At 69.2% G+C, this 22,078-nt stretch carries 20 protein-coding genes; 9 read left to right on the top strand and 11 right to left on the bottom strand.

Annotated features, from left to right (window positions below; translation table 11 throughout):
* Positions 1-3: 3 nt before the first annotated feature.
* Genes PUT80_RS03635 through PUT80_RS03620 form a run of 4 tightly spaced genes read right to left on the bottom strand, consistent with a single transcriptional unit; the run spans position 4 to position 3,581 of the window.
* A complete protein-coding gene (locus tag PUT80_RS03635) occupies positions 4-975 on the bottom strand; it encodes a glycine betaine ABC transporter substrate-binding protein (protein ID WP_051728581.1) in 972 nt (323 codons plus the stop codon).
* Entirely contained in the window at positions 975-1,754 is a 780-nt protein-coding gene (locus PUT80_RS03630) for an ABC transporter permease (RefSeq protein ID WP_037806898.1), read from the bottom strand. The genes PUT80_RS03635 and PUT80_RS03630 overlap by 1 nt, the downstream gene beginning before the upstream one ends.
* Positions 1,751-2,947: an ABC transporter ATP-binding protein gene (locus PUT80_RS03625; RefSeq protein WP_051728580.1), complete on the bottom strand. Its 1,197-nt coding sequence runs from the start codon at positions 2,945-2,947 to the stop codon at positions 1,751-1,753. The genes PUT80_RS03630 and PUT80_RS03625 overlap by 4 nt, the downstream gene beginning before the upstream one ends.
* Positions 2,934-3,581, bottom strand: a complete 648-nt coding sequence (locus PUT80_RS03620) for an ABC transporter permease (RefSeq protein WP_037806896.1) — start codon at positions 3,579-3,581, stop codon at positions 2,934-2,936. Before PUT80_RS03620 ends, PUT80_RS03625 begins: the two co-directional genes overlap by 14 nt.
* Positions 3,582-3,861: 280 nt before the next feature.
* Here PUT80_RS03620 and PUT80_RS03615 point away from each other — a divergent pair, with 280 nt between their 5' ends.
* The 4 genes from PUT80_RS03615 (at position 3,862) to PUT80_RS03600 (ending at position 6,817) form a co-directional block, all read left to right on the top strand.
* Positions 3,862-4,407 carry a hypothetical protein gene (locus PUT80_RS03615; protein ID WP_275291107.1) on the top strand — a complete coding sequence of 182 codons (546 nt, stop codon included), beginning with the start codon at positions 3,862-3,864 and terminating at the stop codon, positions 4,405-4,407.
* Positions 4,408-4,479: 72 nt separating this feature from the next.
* Complete coding sequence (locus PUT80_RS03610; RefSeq protein ID WP_037806894.1) at positions 4,480-5,229, top strand: YcnI family protein; 750 nt, start codon at positions 4,480-4,482, stop codon at positions 5,227-5,229.
* The gene (locus tag PUT80_RS03605) at positions 5,229-5,792 is read left to right on the top strand and encodes a copper resistance CopC family protein (RefSeq protein WP_037806893.1); all 564 of its coding nucleotides are present in this window, start codon (positions 5,229-5,231) and stop codon (positions 5,790-5,792) included. The genes PUT80_RS03610 and PUT80_RS03605 overlap by 1 nt, the downstream gene beginning before the upstream one ends.
* On the top strand, positions 5,789-6,817 hold the full coding sequence (locus PUT80_RS03600; protein ID WP_037806890.1) for a CopD family protein: 1,029 nt from the start codon (positions 5,789-5,791) through the stop codon (positions 6,815-6,817). The genes PUT80_RS03605 and PUT80_RS03600 overlap by 4 nt, the downstream gene beginning before the upstream one ends.
* A 170-nt stretch (positions 6,818-6,987) precedes the next feature.
* On the opposite strand, the gene PUT80_RS03595 is transcribed toward PUT80_RS03600, so the two are convergent.
* Positions 6,988-7,878 carry an aminoglycoside phosphotransferase family protein gene (locus PUT80_RS03595; RefSeq protein ID WP_275291106.1) on the bottom strand — a complete coding sequence of 297 codons (891 nt, stop codon included), beginning with the start codon at positions 7,876-7,878 and terminating at the stop codon, positions 6,988-6,990.
* A 16-nt stretch (positions 7,879-7,894) separates the two neighbouring features.
* Positions 7,895-9,295, bottom strand: a complete 1,401-nt coding sequence (locus PUT80_RS03590) for a helix-turn-helix transcriptional regulator (protein WP_051728579.1) — start codon at positions 9,293-9,295, stop codon at positions 7,895-7,897.
* Between the two features lie 328 nt (positions 9,296-9,623).
* On the opposite strand from PUT80_RS03590, the gene PUT80_RS03585 reads away from it, so the two are divergent.
* The 3 genes from PUT80_RS03585 to PUT80_RS03575 all read left to right on the top strand — a co-directional run bounded on the left by PUT80_RS03585 (position 9,624) and on the right by PUT80_RS03575 (position 16,111).
* Positions 9,624-9,980, top strand: coding sequence for a hypothetical protein (locus tag PUT80_RS03585; protein WP_037806886.1), 357 nt, complete (start codon positions 9,624-9,626; stop codon positions 9,978-9,980).
* A 14-nt stretch (positions 9,981-9,994) separates the two neighbouring features.
* Positions 9,995-10,417, top strand: coding sequence for a hypothetical protein (locus PUT80_RS03580; RefSeq protein ID WP_037806884.1), 423 nt, complete (start codon positions 9,995-9,997; stop codon positions 10,415-10,417).
* A 537-nt stretch (positions 10,418-10,954) separates the two neighbouring features.
* Positions 10,955-16,111 carry an RHS repeat-associated core domain-containing protein gene (locus PUT80_RS03575; RefSeq protein WP_275291105.1) on the top strand — a complete coding sequence of 1,719 codons (5,157 nt, stop codon included), beginning with the start codon at positions 10,955-10,957 and terminating at the stop codon, positions 16,109-16,111.
* Between the two features lie 43 nt (positions 16,112-16,154).
* Here the strand turns inward: PUT80_RS03575 and PUT80_RS03570 are convergent, their stop codons facing one another.
* From PUT80_RS03570 to PUT80_RS03555, 4 genes are read right to left on the bottom strand one after another with little or no spacing between them, the layout of a single operon-like run.
* Complete coding sequence (locus PUT80_RS03570; protein ID WP_037806880.1) at positions 16,155-16,571, bottom strand: carboxymuconolactone decarboxylase family protein; 417 nt, start codon at positions 16,569-16,571, stop codon at positions 16,155-16,157.
* On the bottom strand, positions 16,568-17,032 hold the full coding sequence (locus PUT80_RS03565) for a MerR family transcriptional regulator (RefSeq protein ID WP_275291104.1): 465 nt from the start codon (positions 17,030-17,032) through the stop codon (positions 16,568-16,570). The genes PUT80_RS03570 and PUT80_RS03565 overlap by 4 nt, the downstream gene beginning before the upstream one ends.
* Before the next feature lie 41 nt (positions 17,033-17,073).
* Positions 17,074-18,333 (bottom strand): MFS transporter, encoded by a 1,260-nt coding sequence (locus PUT80_RS03560; protein ID WP_037806877.1) that lies wholly within the window; start codon positions 18,331-18,333, stop codon positions 17,074-17,076.
* Positions 18,326-19,648: a GH1 family beta-glucosidase gene (locus PUT80_RS03555; protein ID WP_275291103.1), complete on the bottom strand. Its 1,323-nt coding sequence runs from the start codon at positions 19,646-19,648 to the stop codon at positions 18,326-18,328. The genes PUT80_RS03560 and PUT80_RS03555 overlap by 8 nt, the downstream gene beginning before the upstream one ends.
* A gap of 114 nt (positions 19,649-19,762) precedes the next feature.
* Between PUT80_RS03555 and PUT80_RS03550 the strand changes: the two genes are divergently transcribed.
* On the top strand, positions 19,763-20,422 hold the full coding sequence (locus PUT80_RS03550) for a TetR family transcriptional regulator (protein ID WP_037806876.1): 660 nt from the start codon (positions 19,763-19,765) through the stop codon (positions 20,420-20,422).
* 4 nt (positions 20,423-20,426) lie between these two features.
* Here PUT80_RS03550 and PUT80_RS03545 read toward each other — a convergent pair whose 3' ends face one another.
* A complete protein-coding gene (locus PUT80_RS03545) occupies positions 20,427-21,614 on the bottom strand; it encodes an amino acid deaminase/aldolase (protein WP_037806874.1) in 1,188 nt (395 codons plus the stop codon).
* Positions 21,615-21,714: 100 nt separating this feature from the next.
* Between PUT80_RS03545 and PUT80_RS03540 the strand changes: the two genes are divergently transcribed.
* On the top strand, positions 21,715-22,078 hold a 364-nt coding region (locus PUT80_RS03540; protein ID WP_275291102.1), incomplete at its 3' end, for an FAD-binding protein.

Here is a 22,078-nt window from a genome sequence, read left to right as displayed (position 1 = left end):
GCGCTACTTGATGAAGCCCTTTTGCAGCATCCAGTCGTGCGCGACGGTGCCCGCGTCCTTGCCGTCGACGTCGACCTTCTTGCACAGCTCGACCATCTGCTTGTTGTCGAGCGCCGCCGCCACCGTCTCCAGCGGGCCGCGGATTTCCGGGTGCTGGTTCAGGAACTCCGTGCGCAGCGTCGCCGCCGCGTTGTACTGCGGGAACGCCTTCTTGTCGTCCTCGAGCACGCGCAGGTTCAGCCCGGAGATCCGGCCGTCGGTGGTGAAGACCTCGCCGACCGGGCAGGTGCCGTTGGCCACCGCCGAATAGATGGTGCCGATCCCGAAGTTCTCGATCTTCGGGTTCTTGAACCCGTACGCCTTGACCGCCGCCGGGAACCCGTCCTGGCGGCTGGTGAACTCCGTCTCCAGGCAGAACCGGTTCTGGTCCGGATGCGTGGTGAGGAACTTCGCCAGGTCCGACGTGGTCTTGAGGTTGTTCTTCGCCGCGTACGCCTCAGTGGTGGCGAAGGCGTACTGGTCGTTGAGCGGCGAGTAGTTCAGCCAGGTGACGCCGTACTTCTCCGCGTCGGCCTTCTTCGTGGCCTCGTACTGCGCCTTCTCCCCGCCCGGGACCGGCAGTTCGTTGCCCTGGTAGTTGATCCAGCCGGTGCCGGTGTACTCCCAGGTCACGTCGGTCTGCCCGTTGAGCAGCGCCTGCCGCGACGAGTTCGACCCCTTGATGTCGGTGAGGTCGATGACGTCCGCGCCCGCCGCGCTCAGCGCCATTTCGGCCATGTAGCCGAGGATGATGTTCTCGGTGAAGTCCTTCGATCCGACGACCACGCGCTGGCCTTCGAGCGACGGGATCGGCCGGATGGACCCGGGTTCGATCTTGAACGGGATCGAGGTGTTGACGTCGAGCCCGCACGCCGAGAGCGTCCCGGCGAGCAGGGCGGCGCCGACCAGCGCGCCCGCCTTTTTCAGGACGTTCATCAGCGCAGTCCCTTCGGTCCGAAGTACTGCTCGGCGACCGCGCCCAGCCAGTCCACCAGCAGTGCCAGCGCGACGGCCAGCACCGAACCGGTGATCAGCACCTTGGTCAGGTTGAGCTTGTAGCCGGTGTCGATCAGGAGGCCGAACCCGCCCGCGTTGACGAACATGCCGAACGTCGCGGTGCCGACCGCCAGCACGAGCGACGTGCGCAGGCCGGCCAGGATCAGCGGAACCGCGAGCGGGAATTCCACCCGCCACAAGACCTTCTGCGCGGACATCCCGATGCCGCGGCCGGCGTCGATGAGCGACGGGTCGACCTGCTGGATGCCGACCATCGTGTTGCGCAGCACCGGGAGCAGCGAATAGAACGCCAGCGGCAGCGCGGCGACCCACAGCCCGCCGACCGCGCCGGTGAAGATGAACCACAGCACCAGCACGCCCAATGCGGGCGCGGCCTGTCCGATGTTCGCGATGGCCAGGAAGATCGGCGCGAGCCATTTCGCCCACGGCCGGGTGACGATGATGCCGAGCGGCACCGCCACCAGCACCACGATCGCGGTGACCACGACGGTCATCGCAACGTGGTCGCGCAGCGCGGTGAGCAGCGACTCCGCGTTCAGCGTTTCCTTCTCGGTCGCGGTGAGCCCGCTGGCGAACACCCAGATCAGCGTCACCGCGACGATCAGGACGACCACGGCTGGCTGGGCGAACAGGCGGACGCGTTCCGCGCGGCGGGAGCCTGACTCGGTGCTGAATCCGGTATCGACGGCAGCGGTCATGCCGTGGCCCCGTCCTCGTCGACGTGGTCGTCGGCGTGCTCGTCGCGCAGCTGCTGGATGGTCGCGATGACGGTGTCCAGCTTGATCGTGCCCGCGTACTCGCCGCGTGCGCCGGTGACCGGCACCGAACCGCCTTCGGCGAGCATCGCCTCGAGCGCGTCCTGCAGCGTCGACTGGAGGCTGACGATGTCGCGCAGCGGCTTGCCGACCGAACCCAGCGACGTGGCGTTGGTCAGCTCGCGCACGTGCACCCAGCGGATCGGCCGTCGCCGCTGGTCGAGCACCAGCGCGAACGGCTTGCGCGATTTGCTCAGCTTCTCGCGCAGGTCGGCGGGCGCTTCGTCGATCGTGGTGGTGAGCGCGTCCTGCTGGAGTTCGACGTCGCGCACGCGCAGCAGGGTCAGCTGCTTGAGCGAAGCGCCGGCGCCCACGAAACCGGCGACGGTGTCGTCGGCCGGGTTCGCCAGGATCGACTCCGGGGTGTCGTACTGCAGGATCTTCGACTGGTTGCCGAGCACCGCGATCCGGTCGCCCAGCTTGACCGCCTCGTCGAAGTCGTGCGTGACGAAGACGATGGTCTTCTTCAGGTCGGTCTGCAGCCGCAGCAGTTCGTCCTGCAGGTTGCCGCGGGTGATCGGGTCGACCGCGCCGAACGGCTCGTCCATCAGCAGCACCGGCGGGTCGGCGGCGAGCGCGCGGGCCACGCCGACGCGCTGCTGCTGGCCGCCGGACAGCTGGCGCGGGTAACGGTCGCGGAAATCGGCCGGGTCGAGCCCGACCAGGTCCATCATCTCCTCGACCCGCGCGGTCACCTTCTTCTTGTCCCAGCCCAGCAGGCCGGGCACGACGGCGATGTTCTGCGAGACGGTGAAGTGCGGGAACAGCCCGGCCTGCTGGATCGCGTAGCCGATCTGGCGACGCAGGGTGTCCACGTCGAGCTTCAGCGCGTCCTGCCCGCCGATGGTGATCCGGCCGGACGTCGGCTCGATCAAGCGGTTGATCATCCGCATCGTGGTGGTCTTGCCGCAGCCCGACGGGCCGACGAACACCACGATCTTGCCCGCGGGCACGACCATCGAGAAGTCGTCGACGGCCGGGGCGCGGGTGCCGGAGTAGCGCTTGGTGACGTGGTCGAGTTCGATCTCGACGCCGGAGACGTTTTCTTCGGTCGCAGTGTGCTCAGCCACGGACACCCCTAGAAATGGTGAATCGCTTGATCAGGACGTAGATGCCGTCGAGCACCAGCGCGAGGATGACCACGCCGACGGTGCCGGTGAGGGCCTGGTTGAGGGAGTTCGTGCTCCCGGCGTTGGTGAGGCCGGAGAAAACCTCCGCGCCGAGGCCGGGGCCCTTGGCGTAGGCCGCGATCACCGCGATGCCCATGAGCATCTGCGTGGCGACCCGCATCCCGGTGAGGATCGCCGGCCAGGCCAGCCGCAGTTCGACCCGGGTGAGCACGGAGAGCCTGCTCATCCCGATGCCGCGGGCGGCGTCGGTGATCGCCGGGTCGACCGCGTCGAGGCCGACGATCGTGTTGCGGACGATGGGCAGCAGGCCGTACAGCACGAGCGCGATCACCGCGGTCGTCGAGCCGAGGCCCGAAAGCGGGATCAGCAGACCCAGCAGAGCGAACGACGGGACGGTGAGGATCGTGCTGGCCAGCGCCGTGGCGACGGCGGAGCCGATGGGGCTGCGATAGACGGCGATGCCGATCAGCACGCCAAGGATCGCGGCGAGGATCGTGCACTGCACGACCATGCTGGTGTGCAGCCACGCCTGGAGCAGCAGCCTTCCCCACCGGTCCGAGATGTACTCGAAGAGGTTCATCCGTATTCGTTCTCCCGCCAGCTTGCGAGCCCCGGACGTCACCCGTTCGGAGTAGCCCATCAGTCGGCAGGGTGACTACCCGGAACGGATACGGTCGAAACCCCCACTTCTCGGTTGTGATTACCCACCGTTTCGCATCAGCGAGGGGTCGGCAACCGAAGCACAGCGCTCCACCGAGCGGTTTTTACCGGATCGAGACCCGCCTACCTGTGCGTTTTCCGCAGGTGCTCACCATTCGAGACGCTTCAGTCACCCACCGGAGTGCCGTTAAGCTGCCCGAATGAGCACTCCAGCCCGGCATCGCGGCGCACTCGCCGCTGTCCGCGGCGGACTGCTCGCACTGAGTTCGACGTCACTCGCCGTCACCGCGCACGCGGCTGCCGACGGCGGGCTGCCGGATCCCGCGCTCACTCTCCTGCTCACCGGACTGCTCGGCTGGACCGCCACCGCGCTCGCCGGGCGCGCCCGAGGACCGCTCGGCACGATCGCCGTGCTCGGCGGCGGGCAGCTCGTGATGCACCTGGTGCTGACGACGCTCGGCGGGCACGATCCGTCCGGTGCGCCCGCCGCGCCGGACGGCTGGGCGATGACCGCCGCGCACGCTGTCGCGACGCTGCTCACCGCGCTGGTGCTGGCGCGGGCGGACGCGATGCTGCTCGCGGTGCTGCACGTCCTGCGGGTCATTCTTCCGCTGCTGGTCCGGCCGTTGCCGGTTCCGGTGGCGGCTGCCGGGATCGCGCGGTCGCGTGCGGCTGGGGCGATGCCGTTGCTGACCGTGGAACTTCGCCGCGTCCGGGGCCGACGCGGACCTCCTTGGCTCTCCTGAACCCGCACCTTCTTTCCCCTTTTCCGGCGCAGGCCTCGTCCTCCGCCGGCCCTTCCCTGTTCAGGAGAACTTGTGTCCCACCATGTCTTCCGTCGTGCCGGCGTGCTCGCCGCGACCGTCGCCGCCACCGGTCTGCTCGGCGCCGGCATCGCGTCCGCGCACGTGACCGCCAACGTCTACGGCGACCAGCCGGCCAAGGGCGGCTACGGCACGATCTTCTTCCGCGTCCCGAACGAGGACGCGAAGCTCGGCACGATCAAGGTCGAGATCGACGTCAAACCGGACTACGGCATCGGCAACATCCGCACCAAGCCGATCCCCGGCTGGACCGCCGAGGTCACCAAGTCGAAGCTGCCGCAGCCGGTGACCACCGCCTCCGGCACGAAGATCACCGAGGCGGTCACGAAGGTCGTCTGGACCGCGCAGCCGGGCACCAAGATCGGCTCGACCGAATTCCAGGAGTTCGAGATCAGCGGCGGCCCGCTGCCGTCCAACGTCGACCAGCTGGAGTTCCCGGCGATCCAGACGTACGAGGGTGGCAAAGTGGTGGACTGGAACCAGCCCACCCCGCCCAGCGGCGAGGAGCCAGAGCACCCGGCCCCGACCATCAAGCTCGCCGCCGCCGAATCCTCGGAGCACGGCGGCCACACGCAGACCACAGCTGCCGGAGAGAACGCTGAGGCCGCGTCGTCGTCGGACAACACGGCGCGCTGGCTCGGCGGGGCCGGCCTCGTGGTCGGCGCGCTCGGGCTCGGCGTCGGTGCGGGCGCGGTGCTGCGTTCCCGCCGTCCCGCCGCAGGAAAGACCGAAGGAACCAAGTAATGCGTAAAGCGCTTCTCGCGCTGGCGATCTCCGGGGTGGCCCTGCTCGGCACGGCCACCCCGGCGCTGGCGCACAACGTGCTGATCAACTCCGACCCGGCGAACGGCGCGTCGCTCGCCAAGGGCCCGGCGAAGGTCACGCTCACGTTCGACCAGTACGTGCAGAACGCCGACGTCAACCAGATCGCGGTGACCGGCCCGGACGGCAGCCAGTGGGCCGAGGGTCCGGTGACGGTGGAGAACAACGTGCTCAGCGCGCCGCTGCGGCCGCTCGGCCCGGCGGGCAAGTACACCGTCGGCTACCGGGTCCTCTCCGCCGACGGGCACCCGGTGTCCGGCGAGATCCCGTTCACCCTCACCACCGCGGGCAACGGCACCCCGGCGAAGGGCGACGCGGCCAAGGCGGCCGGTGCTCCGGCCCAGTCGGCCCCGGCGGCGTCCTCGTCGTCGAGCGGCGTGCCGATCTGGGTGTGGATCGCCGGTGCGGTGGTGCTGCTCGCGATCGGCCTCACCGTCGCGCTGCGCACCGGCCGCGACCCCGGATCGGACAAGGCGGACCAGTGACGCGAGCCGAGACCACCTCCGCGGTCCGCTGGGCCACGCTCGCCTGCGTGGTCGTCGCGGGACTGCTGGGCGCGCTGATCGGCATCGCGCTCACCGCGTCCTCGCCCATTCCGGGCGTGGTGGAACCCAGCGAGGTGGTCTCGGCGGCCATCCCGATCGTGCGCGTGCTGCTGGACCTGGCGGCGGTCGCGACGATCGGGCTGGCCCTGCTGTCCGTGCTGGTCGGGTACGACCGGCCGAAACTCACCGAACCGGTCATGCGCCGGGCCCGTCCCGCCGCCGTCGCCGCCGCGCTGGTCTGGGCGGCGACCGCGGTGGTCGCGCTGATCCTGCAGACCGCGGAGTACAAGCCGGGCAAGCGGATGCTGACCGGCGGCGACATCGGCAACTACATCGCCGAGGTCGGCGCGGGCAAGGCGCTGGTGATCGTGGCCGTGCTCGCGCTGCTGCACGCCGTGCTCGGGTTTGTCGCGCTGCGCAAGGGCGAGAAGGTGCCCGCCGAGGTGCGGGTGGGTCTCGGCATGTTCGCGCTGCTGCCGTTGCCGGTCACCGGCCACGCGTCGAACTGGGCCTATCACGACTACACGATGATCTCGATGGAGCTGCACGTGATGAGCGCGGTCGCCTGGTGCGGCGGCCTCGGCGCGATGATCGTGCTGCTGGCGGCCAACCGGACGCTGCTCGCGCACGCGCTGCCGCGGTTCTCGAAACTGGCGACGCTGTGCCTGGCGCTCTCCGCGGTGACCGGCCTGTTCAACGGCATCGTGGAAATCCTGGCCAACCCGACGATCGGCTTCTGGGCAGGCGTGTTCACCACGCCGTACGGCCAGCTGATGGTGCTGAAGGTGCTGTGCACCGGCGCGATCGCGCTGCTGGCCGCCAACTTGCGGTGGCGGCTGATGCCGCGCATCGTGCGACACCAGCGGACGGCGCTCGCCTCGTGGGCCACGCTGGAATTGACCGTCATGGGGCTCGCCTTCGGGTTCGCCGTGGTGCTCACCCGGGCCCCGGTCGCGGTGTCCTGACCGGCCGAGGTGACGGCGGGTAGCCGCAACTTGCACAATGGGACTAGCAGTACGCTATCCGGGGCGATCTGCCGGACCGAATTATCGCTGCGCAGCGATACCTCGTCAGCCATCGACGGAAAGCGGCGAACGGTCATCTGCAGTCGGCGAATGCACGTGCAGAATGCCGTTCAGCGGTATCTCGTCCACGCGGTGGCCGTCCGGCCGGCGCGAAGGTCCGCCAGCCGACGGCGGAGTTCAGCCCGCACCGGCGGATGACTGCGCAGGATCGGCAGCACGCTCGTCGTCAGCTTCAGCTCCCGCACCGCCCTGAGCACCGAAAACCCCGGCCAGACCGTCACGTCGAACCCGTAGGCCGCGGCGAACTCCGCGTACCGGGCCGGAGGGTCGCCGAACCGTTCGCGGCCGACGGCGAGCGGCGTCAGATCCCATTCCGGCGGGCCGACGCAGGAGGAATCGAAATCGCACAGCACCGGGCCGTCCGGGCCGGGCAGGACATTTCCCGGATGCGCGTCGCCGTGCACGAATCCCCTGGCCAGCGGGAAATCCAGGGTGTCGAGCCGGTCCTGCACCTCGGCGCAGCGCTCCAGGAGGAACCGCCGGTCGGCCGGGGAGAGTTCCTCGGCGTCGGCGACCCTGGCCTCGATCGAACGCAGCGGCTCCCATGCGGGAAGGCCGTCCGGCGGGGGCAGCGCGTGCACCCGCCGCAGCAGTCCGGCCAGGTCGGCCGGGGCAGGCGGCGGGCCGGCGAACGGCACCAGATCCCAGACGGTGACCAGATGTCCGTGCACGTCAAGCGGTTGCTCGACGCCGGACAGCAGCCGGACCGCGGGCACGTCGTGCCGGGCGAAATGCTCGGCCACGCGCACGACCGTGCCGACCCGGTGGCGCAGATTGGTGGAGCCGACGATCCGGACGACGACCGGTGCCCCGTGCAGCGCGAACACCGCGTTGTTGGTGAACCGCAGCAGCCGCGCGCCCGCCGGGTCGAAGCCGAGCCGAGCGCAGACATCCGCCAGCACCCGGCGCAGTTTCGCAGGGGTGAACCTGCCTTCGGGCAAGGCGAATCCGGTCGGCTCAGGCCGCGTAGAAGATCTTGAGCCGGTCGGCGAGGTCGCGGGCGTCGGGGTTGTTGCGCCGCCGTTCGGCTTCGGCCAGCAGCGGCCGCATCCGGTCCTTGACCCGCGCGGATTTGATGCTCTCCGCGCATTCGATGGCCTTGCCGCCGATCTTCACGCCGTGGTCGATATCGCCCTCGAGCAGGTGGTTCGTGGCGAGCGCGCTGAGCATGAACGCCTTGCTGCGCGCCATGTCGTCGGTGTAGGTGTCGACCGCCCGGCTCAGCGCCGGGATCGCGTACTTCGTGTGCTCGGGGTTCTTCATCGCCAGCACGGTGTGCACGGTGCCGGTCATCGCGTAGACGTCGGTCTCGTTGAAGAACTTGACCCACGATTCGGCCGTGGCCAGGTCGGCGCGCGCGAATTCGTCCTTGCACCGGCCGAGCAGCTTCACCGACTGCTCCTCGTTGCCCATCATCGCGTAGGCCCACGCCTCGTTGGCGCAGAGCACGGCGACGGCCAGCTCGGAGCCGGATTCCTGCGCGGCGATCTGGCCGAGCTGGAACAGTTTGAGCGCGTCGTTCGCGGCGTCCTGGTGCAGGTAGACGCGGCCCATCCGGTACAGCACGTTCGCCACCAGGTGGTGGTCGCCGCCCTGTTTGGCCAGGTCGAGCGCCTGCGCGAAATGGCCGCGCGCGGAGTCCATCAGGCCGGTGTCGAACGACGTCCATCCGGCGAGGCTGTGCAGGTCGGCGATCGCGGTGTACAGCCGGTTCTTCACCTGCTCGGCCGCGCTGGAGTCGAGCATCTGCTGTCCCCAGGACAGCTGCGCGACGACGGCGTCGCGGCAGAACCCGCCGCCGTACTGGTAATCGAGCGCGCGCAACGCTCTGGTCGCCGCCTCGACCTGGCGCACGTCGGTCGTCCCGATGCGCCCGGGGGCGGGAGTGCGCGCGGGCGCCTCCGACCACGTGCCGGATTCCGGACCGAACACCGCCGCACCCATCGTGACCTGGGCGGCGTGCGCGAGGAACCTCCGTCGCTTCACGGACTCGTCCTCCTCAGCCTGCCGGCCGTCGGACGCGCCGACGACCCGTATCGCCGTGGTCTCGTCATAGGCGAGACCCATGTATCCACGAGGGACACCCAGGCCGTCGGCGATTCTCGTGAGCACGTCGTAGGCCATGACCTGGCGACCCTTGAGGATCTCCGACACCTCGGACTGCGACTGGCCGGTCATCGCGGCGATCTGGCGCTGCGATACCCCGTGTTTGCGCAACAGCCGGTACACGGCGCTGACCTCGCGGGCGGCGAGCGCCTCCCGCATCTCGGGCTGTTCCCAGGCGTCGGCCGGAACCGGATTGCCTGACCGGGCGTCGGTGTTAGCGACTCCGGAACCACTGCCAGCACTGGCATCCATTGCCATTGCGCCCCCTCACCGTCTCCTGGGCGTCTGATCAGCACCCTAAGCACACGCGAGAACCTTGTGAAACGCGCGGACGCACGCGTTGATCGGCAGGGCCGAACTCCGCTGACCGCTTACCGTGGAACGCGGTCCGGTCACCGCTATGACGCGGTTTCGACCTTCTCTCGCACCCGGTTTCACTTCACTGTAGTTGCCAGATCTCCGTCAGCGCCCGGTCACCCGCGGCGATCACGGAGAGCGATGGACCCGACGACACAGATCTGCCGGCGCTGATGCATCCCGCAAGGTGCAGCGGCCCGGGACGAGAAAGCGTGGAGGGACAGTGGAGTTCGTGGATTCGCTCGGTGGAGGACAAGCCGGGACCGCGGTGCGGTCCGTTCGGCCCGCACCGGGAATCGCCACGGCACGTCCGGTGCCGCCTACTGTCGCTTCCGCCGTCGCCGCCTCGGTGTCCGCTGACCCGCGTACCGCGGGCGTGCGGCATTTCGAGGGCGGCCAGGTCGTGTGGCGCGTGCAGTGCGGAGATCTCATCAGCCGCGAGCGCGCTGTCACGGTGTTCGTCGAGGACGACGAGGTCGTAGTGGTTTCTCCGCCTGGGGAGACCGCCCGCCTCACGTCCGGCCAGCTCGGCCAGCTCCGGGCCGCGCTCAACGAAGCCGCCACTATGGCGGAAAGGTGACGGTGAGTTTCCCCATGGATCAGGTTCTCGGTCAGGTTCTCCGCAACGCCGTGTGGGAGCGCCTCGACATGCTGTCCGACCTGGCGGAACGCGCCGACGCCCCGTCGCTGGTCTCGGTCGCCCGCTCCGAACTTCCCCGGCTCGCCGAGGGCTGGCGCGCGATGCTGCAGGCGCACGAGCCCGACGAGCGCGGCGACTGCCCCACCTGCTCGACGCGCTGGCACCGCTGCAAGGCCCCGTGCTCGGTGTGGCAGGTAGCGCACGAGCACCTGGTCGCGGGCGGGCTGGCCCCGCAGGCGCTGTCGGCTGCCGGACACCGTCCGGCCCGCCGCCGCGCCGCGGTCCCGGCGGTTCCCGGACAGAACCGGCGAGCCGAATCGCCGGCGGAGACCACCGGCAGGCACGCACTGGTGAAGCCGCGCCCGGTCAGCGCCTGACCTCTCGGGTGGGGTGCTTCCGGGCGGATCACCCCACCTGGGTTCGACTGGCGAGCGCGCGATCGTCCGGCTTCCCCGACCGGTCAGGTCGCCCGGCATCCTCGCCCGGCCGAGGGTGGTCCGTCCGTCCCCCCGAGCGCGACGGACCGCCCTCGGCCACCCCCCAGTCTTAACGCGATTAATCGAAAAATGTCCGGCAGAACACCTAGCGGACGCAGTAATCGGACGCTAGGTTGAAGATCATCGCACCGGCCGCCCCGCGCCGGTCGCGACCCAGAACTCCGCGGGCCGGTGCCGTTGCACTCCCCTCCCCCGACCGGCACCGGCCCGCGGTTCCACTTCCCAGACCCGCCGTCGGCTCCTCGGAGCTCGCGGCGGGTTTGTCGTGTTCGCGGCGGCGCGCACGGGTACCGGCGCGGTAATTCCGCGCAACACCACGGCAAACGTTCTCCGGCCGTCGGTAATCTGCTGCGGGGCGCGTCCGTTCGCATTCGGCCGCGCGCCCGAGATCGTGGTGCGCAGGGAGAAAGGCCGGGCATGTCGAATCCTTTGGTTGCCGAGAAGAAGGACTCGACCTCGGCGATCTCCGGCATCTCGATCCTCGAGGCCGGAAAGGGCCTGAAGGACGGCATCGAGTCCGGCGACTGGGCGGCGACCGTGATGGGCGCGGTCGGGGTCGGCATGGAAGCGCTCGCCGCGGTGATGGACCCGTTCGGCGCGATCCTCGCCGCGGGCGTCGGCTGGCTGATCGAGCACGTCGGTCCGCTCAAGGAAGCACTGGACAAGCTGGCCGGGGACCCGGACCAGGTCCACGCGTACTCCGAGACCTGGAAGAACGTCTCCAAAGAGGTCAGTTCCGTCGCGCAGGATCTGGCCGCACAGGTCAAAAAGGACATCGAGTCCTGGGAGGGCGGCAGCGCCGACGCCTATCGCAAACAGGCCGAGGAGGTCGCCAAAACGCTCGAAGGCGCCGCGCAGGCGTGCGAGGGCGCGGGCAGCGGGGTGAAGACCGCGGGCGACGTCGTCGGCGCGGTGCGGATGCTGGTGCGCGACATCATCGCCCAGGTCGTGGCGCACCTGATCTCGTGGGCGCTGCAGGTGCTGTTCACCCTCGGCATCGGGATGGCTTGGGTGGTGCCGCAGGTGGTCAACCTGGTGGCCAAGACCGCCAAGCAGATCGCCGAACTGGTCAAGAACCTCACCAAGGCGCTCAAGGAACTCGGCAAGCTGCTCACCAAGGCGCGCGGTCTGTTCGACGATGTCGCCAAGTCGATGAAGAGCATCAAGTCCGGGGGCAAGGACGCCACGCACACGCCGAAGGACATCAAGACTTCCGGCGCGAAGGACACGCCGAACGAGAAACCGCCGCCTGGCAAGGACGAATCCACCCACGCTTCCGGCGCGCACGACGGTCCGGGCGAACACAAGGGCGGCGCGAACCACGAGCCGCCGCCGCGCGAACCGGGGAAAGACGAGGGCGGATCCGGTGGCGGAGCGGGCACGAACGACCGCGGCGGGAACGAGCGTTCCGATCCGGCGAAGGACAAAGACAAGACCGAAGCGTCCAACGCGAAAAACGAGGGCGACGGCGATCCGCCCTGTCTGACCGACCCGGTCGTCATCTCCAGCGGCGAGGTGCTCGTCGAGGACTTCGACCTCGAACTGGCGCACCTGCTGGTGCGGCGGACGCATCGCTCGTCCTACCGCTCCGGGCGCTGGTTCGGCCCGACGTGGGCGTCCACTGTGGACCAGCGGCTGGAGTACGGCGAGGAATACCTCCGGTACTACGGACCGGAAGGCGTCATCCTCTACTACCCGATGCCCGCCGGGGACGAACCGGTGCTGCCGCTCGAGGGCGCGCGCTGGCCGTTGACCAAACATGCTGACGGCAGTTGCACCATCGAGCAGGTGCGGCCGGACCGGACGATGCGGTTTTCCGGCGAGGGCAAGGCGTTGCCGCTGCGTTCGATCGAGGACGCCGACGGCTCGCGGACCGAGTTGTCCTATTCGGACACTGGCGCGCCCGTGCTGCTCACGCATTCGAGCGGGATCCAGGTCGGCTTCCGCACCAACGGGCACCGGATCACCGAACTGCGGATGATCGGCGCCGGCCCGGCTCCGGACGTCGTCGTGCGCGGCTACCGCTACAACTACCAGGGCCATCTCTCCGAGGTCGTCAACTCCTCGGGAACCGCGAAGCGCTACACCTACGACCCCGACGGCCGGGTCACGAGCTGGGAAGACCGCAACGGCGTCGGCTACCGCTACGTCTACGACGCCGAAGGCCGCTGCGTGCGCACCGAAGGCGCGCAAGGCTTCTACAACGGCGCGTTCGAGTACAACACCGCCGCCCGCATCACCCGGTTCACTGACTCGCTCGGCCACGTTTCGGAGTACGAGTACAACCTCGAAGGCCGTCCGGTCCGGGAGACCGATCCGCTGGGCAACGTGACGCTGTCGGAATGGGACCGCTACGGCAATCTCCTCCGCCGGGTCGACCCGCTCGGCCGGGTCACCGAGTACACCTACGCCGACGACGGCACGCCGCTCACCATCGCCCGTCCCGACGGCAGCCTCGCCGAACTGGAGCACGACGGCACCGAACTGGCCGCGATCACGGTGTACGGCAACGGAAGAAGCTGGCAGCGCCGGTACGACCAGCCCGGGTCCGCGCTCGAGTTGCCGGAGTTCTTCGCGACCGAGCCCGAGGCGGACGACCCTGCTGCGGAACTGGACCAATTCGGCAGGCCGCGTTCGGCACCCGAGGTCGGCGGCGGGCGGACGCAGCTGGGCTGGACGGTCGACGGCAAACCCGCGTCGCGGATCGGGGTGCACCGCGAGCGCGCGCTGTGGCGGTATGACCGCGAGGGCAATGAGATCGAGCACGTCGACGAGCTCGGCCGCGTGACCCGGCGCGAGTACGGCCCGTTCGACGTGGTCACCGCGGTCGTGGACCCCTCCGGCGCGCGCACCAGCTACACCTACGACACCGAACTCCGGCTGACCTCGGTCACCGATCCGCTGAACCGCACCTGGACCTACACCTACGACCCGCTCGGCAGGCTGGTCGCGCAGACCGATTTCGACGGCCGGACCCGCACCTACGCCTACGACGCGGCCGGGCAGCCGATCCGGGTGACCGAGCCGGACGGTTCGGTCACCGAGAACGAGTACGACCTGCTCGGCAACCGGGTCGAGGTCCGCGGCCCGCACCGCACCGTGCGCTATGCCTACGACCCGGTCGGCAACGTCGTGCGGGTCGAGTCCGCGGATTCGGTGGTGGAGTTCGACCGCGATCTGTACGGCCGGGTCGTGCGCGAGGCGATCGACGGCGTCGAGGTGCGTTTCGCCTACGACGAGCAGGGTCAGACGATCCGCCGCCGCACGCCGTCCGGCGCGGAGAGCGTGTGGACCTTCGACGAGGAAGACCGGCCGGTTTCGCTGACCACGGCGGGACACACCGTGCGCTACCGGCTGGACGACGAGGGCCGCGTACTCGCCCGCGACACCGACGGGATCAGCACCCTGCAGCAGGCGTTCGGCCCGCGCGGGCTGGTCACCGCGCAGCAGGTTTCCCGTGGAACAACGCCGGTGCAGCGGCGCGGTCTCGAGTACTACGCGGACGGCAGCCTCGCCGCGGTGCAGGACAGTCTCGCCGGGAAGACGGCCTTCACCCGGGATCCGGCGGGCCGTGTGGTCACGGTGTCCTCCGCGACAGGCCGGGAGGAACTGCGCTACAACCCGGCCGGGGAACTGACCGCCTGGTCGGGCAGCCCCGGCCTGTCCGCCGACTACGACTCCCTCGGCCGCCGGATCCGGCACCGCGAGGTGCACCCGGGCGGCGTGCGGGTGTGGGAGTACGCCTGGACCGGCGATCTGCTCACCGGCCTGCGCACGCCGGACGGCGCGCAGTGGCGCTACCGGTACGACCCGCTCGGCCGCCGGATCGCCAAGGAACGGCTGCTGGCCGACGGTTCGGTCGCCGAATCGACGCGGTTCGTGTGGGACGGCTTCGTGCTCATCGAGCAGGTGCACACCGATCCGGCCGGAGTGCGCCGGACGACCACCTGGGAACGCAGGCCGGGCAGCGACGAACCGGTCACCCAGCTCGAACGCGGCCCCGGCGGCGACCGGTTCGCGTCCGTCGTCACCGACGCCATCGGCACGCCGACCGAACTGATCGACGAGCACGGCGGCCTCGCCTGGACCGCGCGCCGTTCGCTGTGGGGCCGGGTCCAGCCCGGCGGCATCCCGCTGCAGTTCCCCGGCCAGTACGCCGACGCGGAATCCGGCCTGCACTACAACGTGTTCCGCTACTACGACCCGGCCGCCGCGCGCTACCTCAGCCAGGACCCGCTCGGGCTGGAGGGCGGGCCGAACCCGGTCGCCTACGTCCCCGACCCGTTCGCCGCCTACGACCCGCTCGGCCTCGAAGGCTGCGGCAAGGGCAAAGGCAAGGCGACGGACCCGCCGCCCGCGGATTCCACGGCCAAGCACAACGCCGACAACGGCGGCGGCAGCACCAGTTCCGCGTCGACCGGCAAGGGCAAAGGCAAGCGCAAGCGCGACGCCGACGACGACGGCTCCAGCGGCTCTGGCAGCAAGCCGAACGCGAAGAAAAAGAAGGACGACGTCTGGGACCGGATGGCGTGGAACTCAGACGCCAAGAACGCGCGCAAGAACCAGACCGGCGACAAAAACGACCCGTTCCACAAGGCCGGCAGCGACGTGGCGCAACGGCACATCATCTCGTTCCAGAAAATGCGGGACGGGCTGAAGAACTGGGTGCACGAACAGCCGGTCGAAAAGCAGAGCGCGCTGACGAAGAAATACGGCGAGGAAGAACTGCCGAAGCTGCACAACCAGCCGAAGAACCTGCCGCTCGGCCCGCAGCACACCAATGCCGGGATCGGCGGCGTCTCGACCCGGATCGGCAACATCGAGGACGGGATCGCGGGCAAGCTCAAGGTCGGCAAGAACGACGAAATCAAGAGCGAGAACCCGATGTGGCCGAGCGATTCGCTGGACAAGAGCGGCGGCTACAAGCACAAGGACCACCCGGATCTCGACAAGAACTGGCGTCCGATCGGGCAGCAGGCGGACCGCATCACCGATCCGAAGGAAATGAACCGGGCCACCCGCGACATCGGCGACAGCGCGGACTTCGACTGGCCCGGCGGCAAGAAGGAAGAATTCGAGAAGTGGCACAAGTCCTTCCTCGACTTCACCGATCTTAAGGAAAACCCGAAGAACTACACCGAAAAAGACGTGGACGACATGATCAAGCGGTTCCACGATCTGCCCTCGCCGTCCGGGCGGCATCCGACGATCGACGAGTACAACAAGGCCCCGGACGGCAACCCGTACCGGTTCGACGACAAGGGCAACCCGGTCAAGGACATCGACAAGGACTCGGATCCGGACTGGAAGCGCCCGGACAAGCCGCTCGACGGCAACCAGTCGCGCACCGAATGGGGCAACCGGAACGAGCAGGGCATCGGGCCGACCAAGAAGGACTGGAACGACCTCGAAAACGGGAAGTACGACCCGGAGGGGTGGAACGACCCGGACAAGAAGAAGTACCTGGACGAGGTCGGCGAGCCCAGCAAACAGGACGTCAAGGACGCCGCCGCGGAGGCGAAAGCCAAGTCCGACAAGCTGGCGGAGGACGCGCGGAAGAACCGCGGCTGGTGATCTCCGGAGCCCGGCACGAGAACCGGGCCGGGCTCCGCGGACGTCAGGCGGTTTCCTCCGCGTCGCGGGCGGCGAACACCTCGCGCGCGGCGAAGGTGGCGTTCAGCGCTCGCGGGAATCCCGCGTAGACCGCCGAGTGCGTGAGCGCCTCGGTGATCTCCTCGCGGCTGAGCCCGACGTTCAGCGCCGCGCCGATGTGCACCTTCAGCTGCGCTTCGCAGCCGCCGAGCGCGGTCAGCACGCCGAGGGTGACCAGCTGGCGGCTGCGCGGGTCGAGGCCCGGCCGGTCGTAGATGTCGCCGAACGCGAACGCGGCCACGTGGTGCCCGAGCGCGGGGTTGATGTCGGCGAGGGAATCGATGACGGCTTCGCCCTGGTGACCGTCTATGCGGGACAGCACCTCGATGCCGTGCTTGCGGCGGGCGAGGTTTTCCGGGCTGTCGATGTCGTACTGGGTCACGGCAGGGGGCCTTCCTGGTAAGTGGCGATCTTGTATTCGGTGGCGGCGAGGGAGAGCTGCAGCTGAGCGATCTGCGCGCGCAAGGTGTCGCGGTGCTCCAGGAGCATTTCGCGCCGTTCGGGCACGGTGTCCGCGCCGGACTCGATCAGCTCGACGTAGCGGCGCAGGTCGCTGATCGACATGCCGGACACGCGCATCCGCGTCAGGAACACCAGCCGGCGCACCGACGCGGCGTCGTAAACGCGGTGCCCGGCGCTGTCCCGGGCGACCTGGACGAGCCCGATCCGCTCGTAGTACCGCAGCGTGTGCGGGTTCAGCCCGAGGTGCTCCGCCGTGGTCGCGATGTCCCACTCGTTCGCGTCGTCGTCCCGGGCCAGTTCCCGCAGCGCTTCGATCGACACCGTGCCCGGCGGGTCGATCGCCAGCCGCAGCGCTTCGGTCAGCGCGTCTTCCTTCTCCATGCCGAAGACGCTAAGCCTGTGAGCGCGCTCAAACGCAAGCGCTAACCCACCGACCGCACGCGAGTCACCAAAACCCCGGCCAGCAAGGTCGCCGCCGCGGACGCCGCGAACAGTCCCGGATACCCGCCCAGCCACTGCAGGATCAACGTCGTGAGCAGCGGCGCGACCACCTGCGGCAGCGAGTTCGCGATGTTGACCACGCCGAGGTCCTTCGCCCGGTTCTGCGCCGCGGGCAGCACCTGGGTGAGCATCGCCAGCGCCACCGCCATGTACGTGCCGAAGCCGACTCCCAGCAGCGGCGACGCCACCAGCGCCACCGGCCAGCTCTGCCAGATCACCAGCAGCAGGGCGGCCAGCGCCATGATCGCCGCCGAGCCGAGGACGTACGGCTTGCGTTTGCCGGACTTGTCCGAGAAATGCCCGGCCAGCACCGCGCCGATCACCAAAGCCACGCCGTACAGGCCCATCATGATCAGCAGGCCGCTGTCCGGATCCGGGTAGTGCACCGCGTCCTTGAGGAAGAACAGCAGGTAGAGCGTGCCGAACGCGTTGCCGAGGTTGATCATGAAGTGGCAGGCCCACGCCCACGCGAAGTCCGGATGCCGCCGCGGCGAGACCCACAGGTCGGCGAGGATTTCGCGGATCCGCCCGCTCGGCCGGAACTCCACCGGCAGCCGGGCGTCCGGCGTGCGCAGCACGAACGCCGCCGCGCCGGCGAGCACGATCGCGGCGCAGGCCGCGTAGCCGAGCGGCAGTCCGGCGAGGTCGAGCATCACCACGACCACCACCGCGCCGAGCACGGTGCCGAGCATCTGCGCGATGCCGACCAGTCCGCCGACCTGCGCGCGCTGCCCGACCGGGACCCGGTCGGCGATGCCGGACATCAGCGTCGCGAGCATGCCGTTGAGCCCGGCCTGCACGAGACACCAGCCGATCGTCATCACGACGACGTTCGGGGCCTCGGCCAGCACCAGCAGCCCGGCCGCGCCGAGCGCGCCGCCCGCGATCGTCCACGGATGCCGCCTGCCGAACCGCGAGCAGGTGCGGTCCGAGAGCAGGCCGATCGCCGGGTTCGCCACGAGCGCGACGGCCGCGCCGATGCCGGTCACGATGCCGAAGACGGCTTCCTTGTGCGCGGCATCGAGCAGTTCGGCCTGCTGCGGCAGCAGAACCTGGATCGGTGCGTAGACCCCCAGCCACAGCGCGATGTTCGCGAGGAACAGCAGGGTCATCCACCCGGCGCGGACGCGTTTGACCGGCTCGGCGAAGACCTCCGGGACAGCGGCGGCGGTGTCACTCATGGCGGACCAGCTTCCGGTACCAGGCGAAGGAATCCTTGGGGGTGCGGCGTTGCGTCTCGTAGTCCACGTGCACGAGCCCGAAGCGGGGCGCGTAGCCCTTGGACCATTCGAAGTTGTCGAGCAGCGACCAGACGAAGTATCCGCGCACGTCGACGCCGGCATCCATCGCTTCGCGCAGGGCTTGCAGGTGGCTGGCGAGGAATTCGATGCGTTCGGGGTCGGGGACGCTGCCGTCGGCGGCGGGTTCGTCGGCGAAGCTGCAGCCGTTTTCGGTGATCTGGACCGGCGGCAGGTGCTCGCGGTAGCGCTCGTGGAAGGACACCAGCAGTTCGCGCAGCGCCTGCGGGACGATCGGCGAGTCGTTGGTGGTCATCGGATAACCCTCGATCGGGCGCAGTTCGAACGGCAGCGGGTTGCCCTCGCCGGGAGCCGTCACGCCTTGGGGTTCGTAGTAGTTGACGCCGTAGAAGTCGAGCGGCTGCGCGATCGTGGCGAGGTCGTCGGCGAAGTTGTCCGGCAGGTGCGGGTGGACCTGTTCGGGGTAGCTGCCGAGCAGCATCGGGTCGGCGAAGGTGCGGTTGATCAGCGCGTCGAGCCAGTCCGCGGCTTCGCGGTCGGCGGGGGTGTCGTGCTCGGGCCAGATCGGCGAGTGGTTGTTCGCGGAGCCGATGCCGGTCGCGCCGGCCGCGCGCAGTGCCTGCACAGCCAGTCCGTGGGCGAGGTTTTGGTGATGCGCGGTGGGGAGCGCGTCGAGCAGCAGGAACTCGCCGGGCGCGTACTCGCCGATGCCGTAGCCGTAGATCGACATGACCATCGGCTCGTTGAGCGGGATCCAGAGTTTCGCCCGATCGGCGAAATGCTCCCCCACGATCGTGGCGTATTCGGCGAAGCGGAAGGCGGTGTCGCGGGAGCGCCAGCCGCCTTTGTCCTCGATCGCCTGCGGCGTGTCCCAGTGGTACAGCGTGATCGCGGGGGCGATTCCGGCGGCGCAGACCTCGTCGATCAGCTTGTCGTAGAAGGCAAGTCCCTCCGCGTTGGGCTTGCCGGTGCCGTCCGGCTGGATGCGCGGCCAGGCGATCGACATCCGGTAGGCGCCGACGCCGAGTTCCGCCATCAGGGCGATGTCCTCGGAGTAGCGGTGGTAGTGGTCGGCCGCTACCTTGGCGTCCTCGCCCCGGGCGATCTTGCCTTCGGCGGCGGTGAACGTGTCCCAGATGGACGGTCCGCGACCGCCCTCGGCCGTCGCCCCCTCGATCTGGAACGCCGAGGTCGAGACACCCCACAGGAAGTCGGGCGGGAAGGTCGGATGGTCCACGCTGAGCACCCCTTGCCTTCGGACACCCTCGCGGGTGAACGTGAAAAGTTCTCATATGTTAGGTCGTCACTCGTCTCGGGGGAAGCCCCGCGGGGCGCTAAAGTCCCAGATCAGATGAGTGAATCGCGAGAGACTCCGAGGAACGACGTGGCCGAGACCCAGGCTGAACCCACACCGCTGCGGCGAAAGCCGGTTCAGCAACGCAGCGCCCGGCGGGTGGAACAGATGCTGGACGCGAGCGCCGTGCTCATCGACGAGCTGGGCTACGACGCGCTCACCACCACGCTGATCGCCAAACGCGCGGGCGTCGCGGTCGGGTCGCTGTACCAGTTCTTCCCGGACAAACGCGCGGTCGTGCAGGCGCTGACGCAACGGAACCTGGAACGCTTCGTGGCCGCGGTGAACGAGCGGCTGCAGCAGCTGAGCCCCGAGCACTGGTGGAACATCGTCGACTCGGTGCTCGACATCTACCTGCAGATGCACCGCGAGGTGCCGGGATTCTCGAAGGTCCACTTCGGAGACGTCATCGACGTCCGGCTGCTGGCTGACGACCGCGACAACAACTCGGTCATCGCGGATTCGCTGGTCGAAATCCTGCGCGGGCACGTCGACCGCCCCGCCGACGAACTCCGGTTCGCCATCGCGATCGCCAACGAAACGGCGGACGCGCTGCTGAAACTCGCCTTCCGCCGCGACCCGAACGGGGACGAGCGGATCGTCGCCGAGGCCAAGCACGTGGTGAAGGGTTACCTGGCAAGCAAATTCGGCGACTGAACGCTTAACCGAAGTTCTGGCCCTCGCCGCGGTAAGTCGGGACGGTTCGCTCCACCTGGCTGCCGCGGACGAGGTGATACGCCAGGAACCGTTCGGCCAGTTCCCCGGCTTTCGCGTGGCGCAGCCAGACCCGGTCGCCGAGGCGCAGCGTGCGCGCGGCCTCGCCGGTCACCGGGGTCTGCACCTCGCCGGCGCCCTCGAAACCCAGCAGGCGCAAGCCTTCCGGCAGGTACGGCGACGGTTCGCGCGACGGGCCGGTCGGTCCGGAGGCGATGTATCCGCCGGAGTACAGCGTCGCGACGTTCTTCGCCGGGCGGCGCACCACCGGCAGCGCGAACAACGCGGCCGGGCGCGGCTGGAAGTGCGAATAGCCGTCGAACAGCGTCGGGGCGAGGAAGCCGGAACCGGCGGCGATCTCGGTGACCACGTCCTCCGCGCCGGTGGTCTCGATGCTTCCGGTGCCGCCGCCGTTGACGAACTCCAGGTCAGCGACCTCGCGCACGGCCCGCACCGCCGCCCCTCGGCGCCGGGCGAGTTCAGCCGCGGACCGGCGCTGCATCCAGCCGATCACCCGGTTTTGCAGGCCTTTTCCGGCGGCGTCGCCGAGTCCGGCGATCTGGCCTTCGTACGCCATCATCCCGACCAGCCGGAAACCCGGACGCGCGACGATCTTCCGCGCCACCGCGGCGGCTTGCGCCGGTTTGAACACTGGCGAACGCCGAGTGCCGACGTGCACGCCGGGCAGCGGACGCCAGGACGCGTCGAGTTCGAGGCACACGCGGATGTCCGGGTGGCCGTGGCCGAGCGCGGCGTCGACGAGGTCGAGGTGTTCGGTCGAATCGACCATGATTGTGATCGCCGCGCGGGCGCGTTCGCTCGCGGCCAGCCGGCGGAGCGCTTCGTGGTCGGCAGTCGGGTACGCGACCACGATGTCGTCGGAAGTGCCCAGCTCAGCGTGCCAAACGGCCTCGGCGAGCGAGTAGCACATCAGGCCTTCGAAGCCGTCTCGCGCGAGCGCTCGTTCCAGCAGCGCACGGCAGCGCACAGACTTGCTGACCACCCGGATCGGCTTGCCCGCGGCCCGGCGCAGCAGGTCGTCGGCGTTGGCGTCGAAGGCGTCCAGGTCGACGATCGCGAGCGGCGGATCCAGGTCCTTCGTCGCGAGGTCGTACCCGTGCGCTGAGGTGGTCACGCCACTTACGGTACGACAACAACGCTTGAAACGCGAATACTATTCACTTACGGTTCCGGCATCTATCGTGGGAACCTTCCAGCGAAGAACAGGTGCCGCAATGACGTGGAGCAACTGGGCCGGAACGGCCAAGGCCACCCCGCAGCGGGTGCACCGGCCGCGCAGCACGGTCGAGATCGCCGAGGTCGTGGCCGGGGTCGCCGACGCCGGGCGCCGAGTCCGCGCGTGGGGCAGCGGGCATTCGTTCACCGCGATCGCCGCCGCTGATTCCGACGCGCTCGACCTGACCGCGTGGACCGGCATCGAACGCGCCGACCTGGAAAACCAGCAGGTCACTGTCCGTTCCGGCACTACTTTGCGCACCCTGAACGCCGCTCTCGACGCGCTCGGGCTGGCCATGACGAACCTCGGCGACATCGACGCGCAGACCATCGCGGGCGCGATTTCCACCGGCACGCACGGCA

It is taken from the genome of Amycolatopsis sp. La24, from assembly GCF_029087445.1.
GTDB lineage: Bacteria > Actinomycetota > Actinomycetes > Mycobacteriales > Pseudonocardiaceae > Amycolatopsis > Amycolatopsis nivea.
The sequence above is the reverse complement of the archived record's forward strand: the minus strand, read 5'-3'. Positions and strand labels throughout refer to the sequence as shown.

What these genes read in the sequence shown, in the direction of transcription:
- PUT80_RS03635 (WP_051728581.1), bottom strand. Translation starts at nt 975, where the DNA reads ATGAACGTCCTGAAAAAGGCGGGCGCGCTGGTCGGCGCCGCCCTGCTC.
- PUT80_RS03630 (WP_037806898.1), bottom strand. Translation starts at nt 1,754, where the DNA reads ATGACCGCTGCCGTCGATACCGGATTCAGCACCGAGTCAGGCTCCCGC.
- PUT80_RS03620 (WP_037806896.1), bottom strand. Translation starts at nt 3,581, where the DNA reads ATGAACCTCTTCGAGTACATCTCGGACCGGTGGGGAAGGCTGCTGCTC.
- PUT80_RS03615 (WP_275291107.1), top strand. Translation starts at nt 3,862, where the DNA reads ATGAGCACTCCAGCCCGGCATCGCGGCGCACTCGCCGCTGTCCGCGGC.
- PUT80_RS03605 (WP_037806893.1), top strand. Translation starts at nt 5,229, where the DNA reads ATGCGTAAAGCGCTTCTCGCGCTGGCGATCTCCGGGGTGGCCCTGCTC.
- PUT80_RS03590 (WP_051728579.1), bottom strand. Translation starts at nt 9,295, where the DNA reads ATGGATGCCAGTGCTGGCAGTGGTTCCGGAGTCGCTAACACCGACGCC.
- PUT80_RS03580 (WP_037806884.1), top strand. Translation starts at nt 9,995, where the DNA reads ATGGATCAGGTTCTCGGTCAGGTTCTCCGCAACGCCGTGTGGGAGCGC.
- PUT80_RS03575 (WP_275291105.1), top strand. Translation starts at nt 10,955, where the DNA reads ATGTCGAATCCTTTGGTTGCCGAGAAGAAGGACTCGACCTCGGCGATC.
- PUT80_RS03565 (WP_275291104.1), bottom strand. Translation starts at nt 17,032, where the DNA reads ATGGAGAAGGAAGACGCGCTGACCGAAGCGCTGCGGCTGGCGATCGAC.
- PUT80_RS03560 (WP_037806877.1), bottom strand. Translation starts at nt 18,333, where the DNA reads ATGAGTGACACCGCCGCCGCTGTCCCGGAGGTCTTCGCCGAGCCGGTC.
- PUT80_RS03550 (WP_037806876.1), top strand. Translation starts at nt 19,763, where the DNA reads ATGAGTGAATCGCGAGAGACTCCGAGGAACGACGTGGCCGAGACCCAG.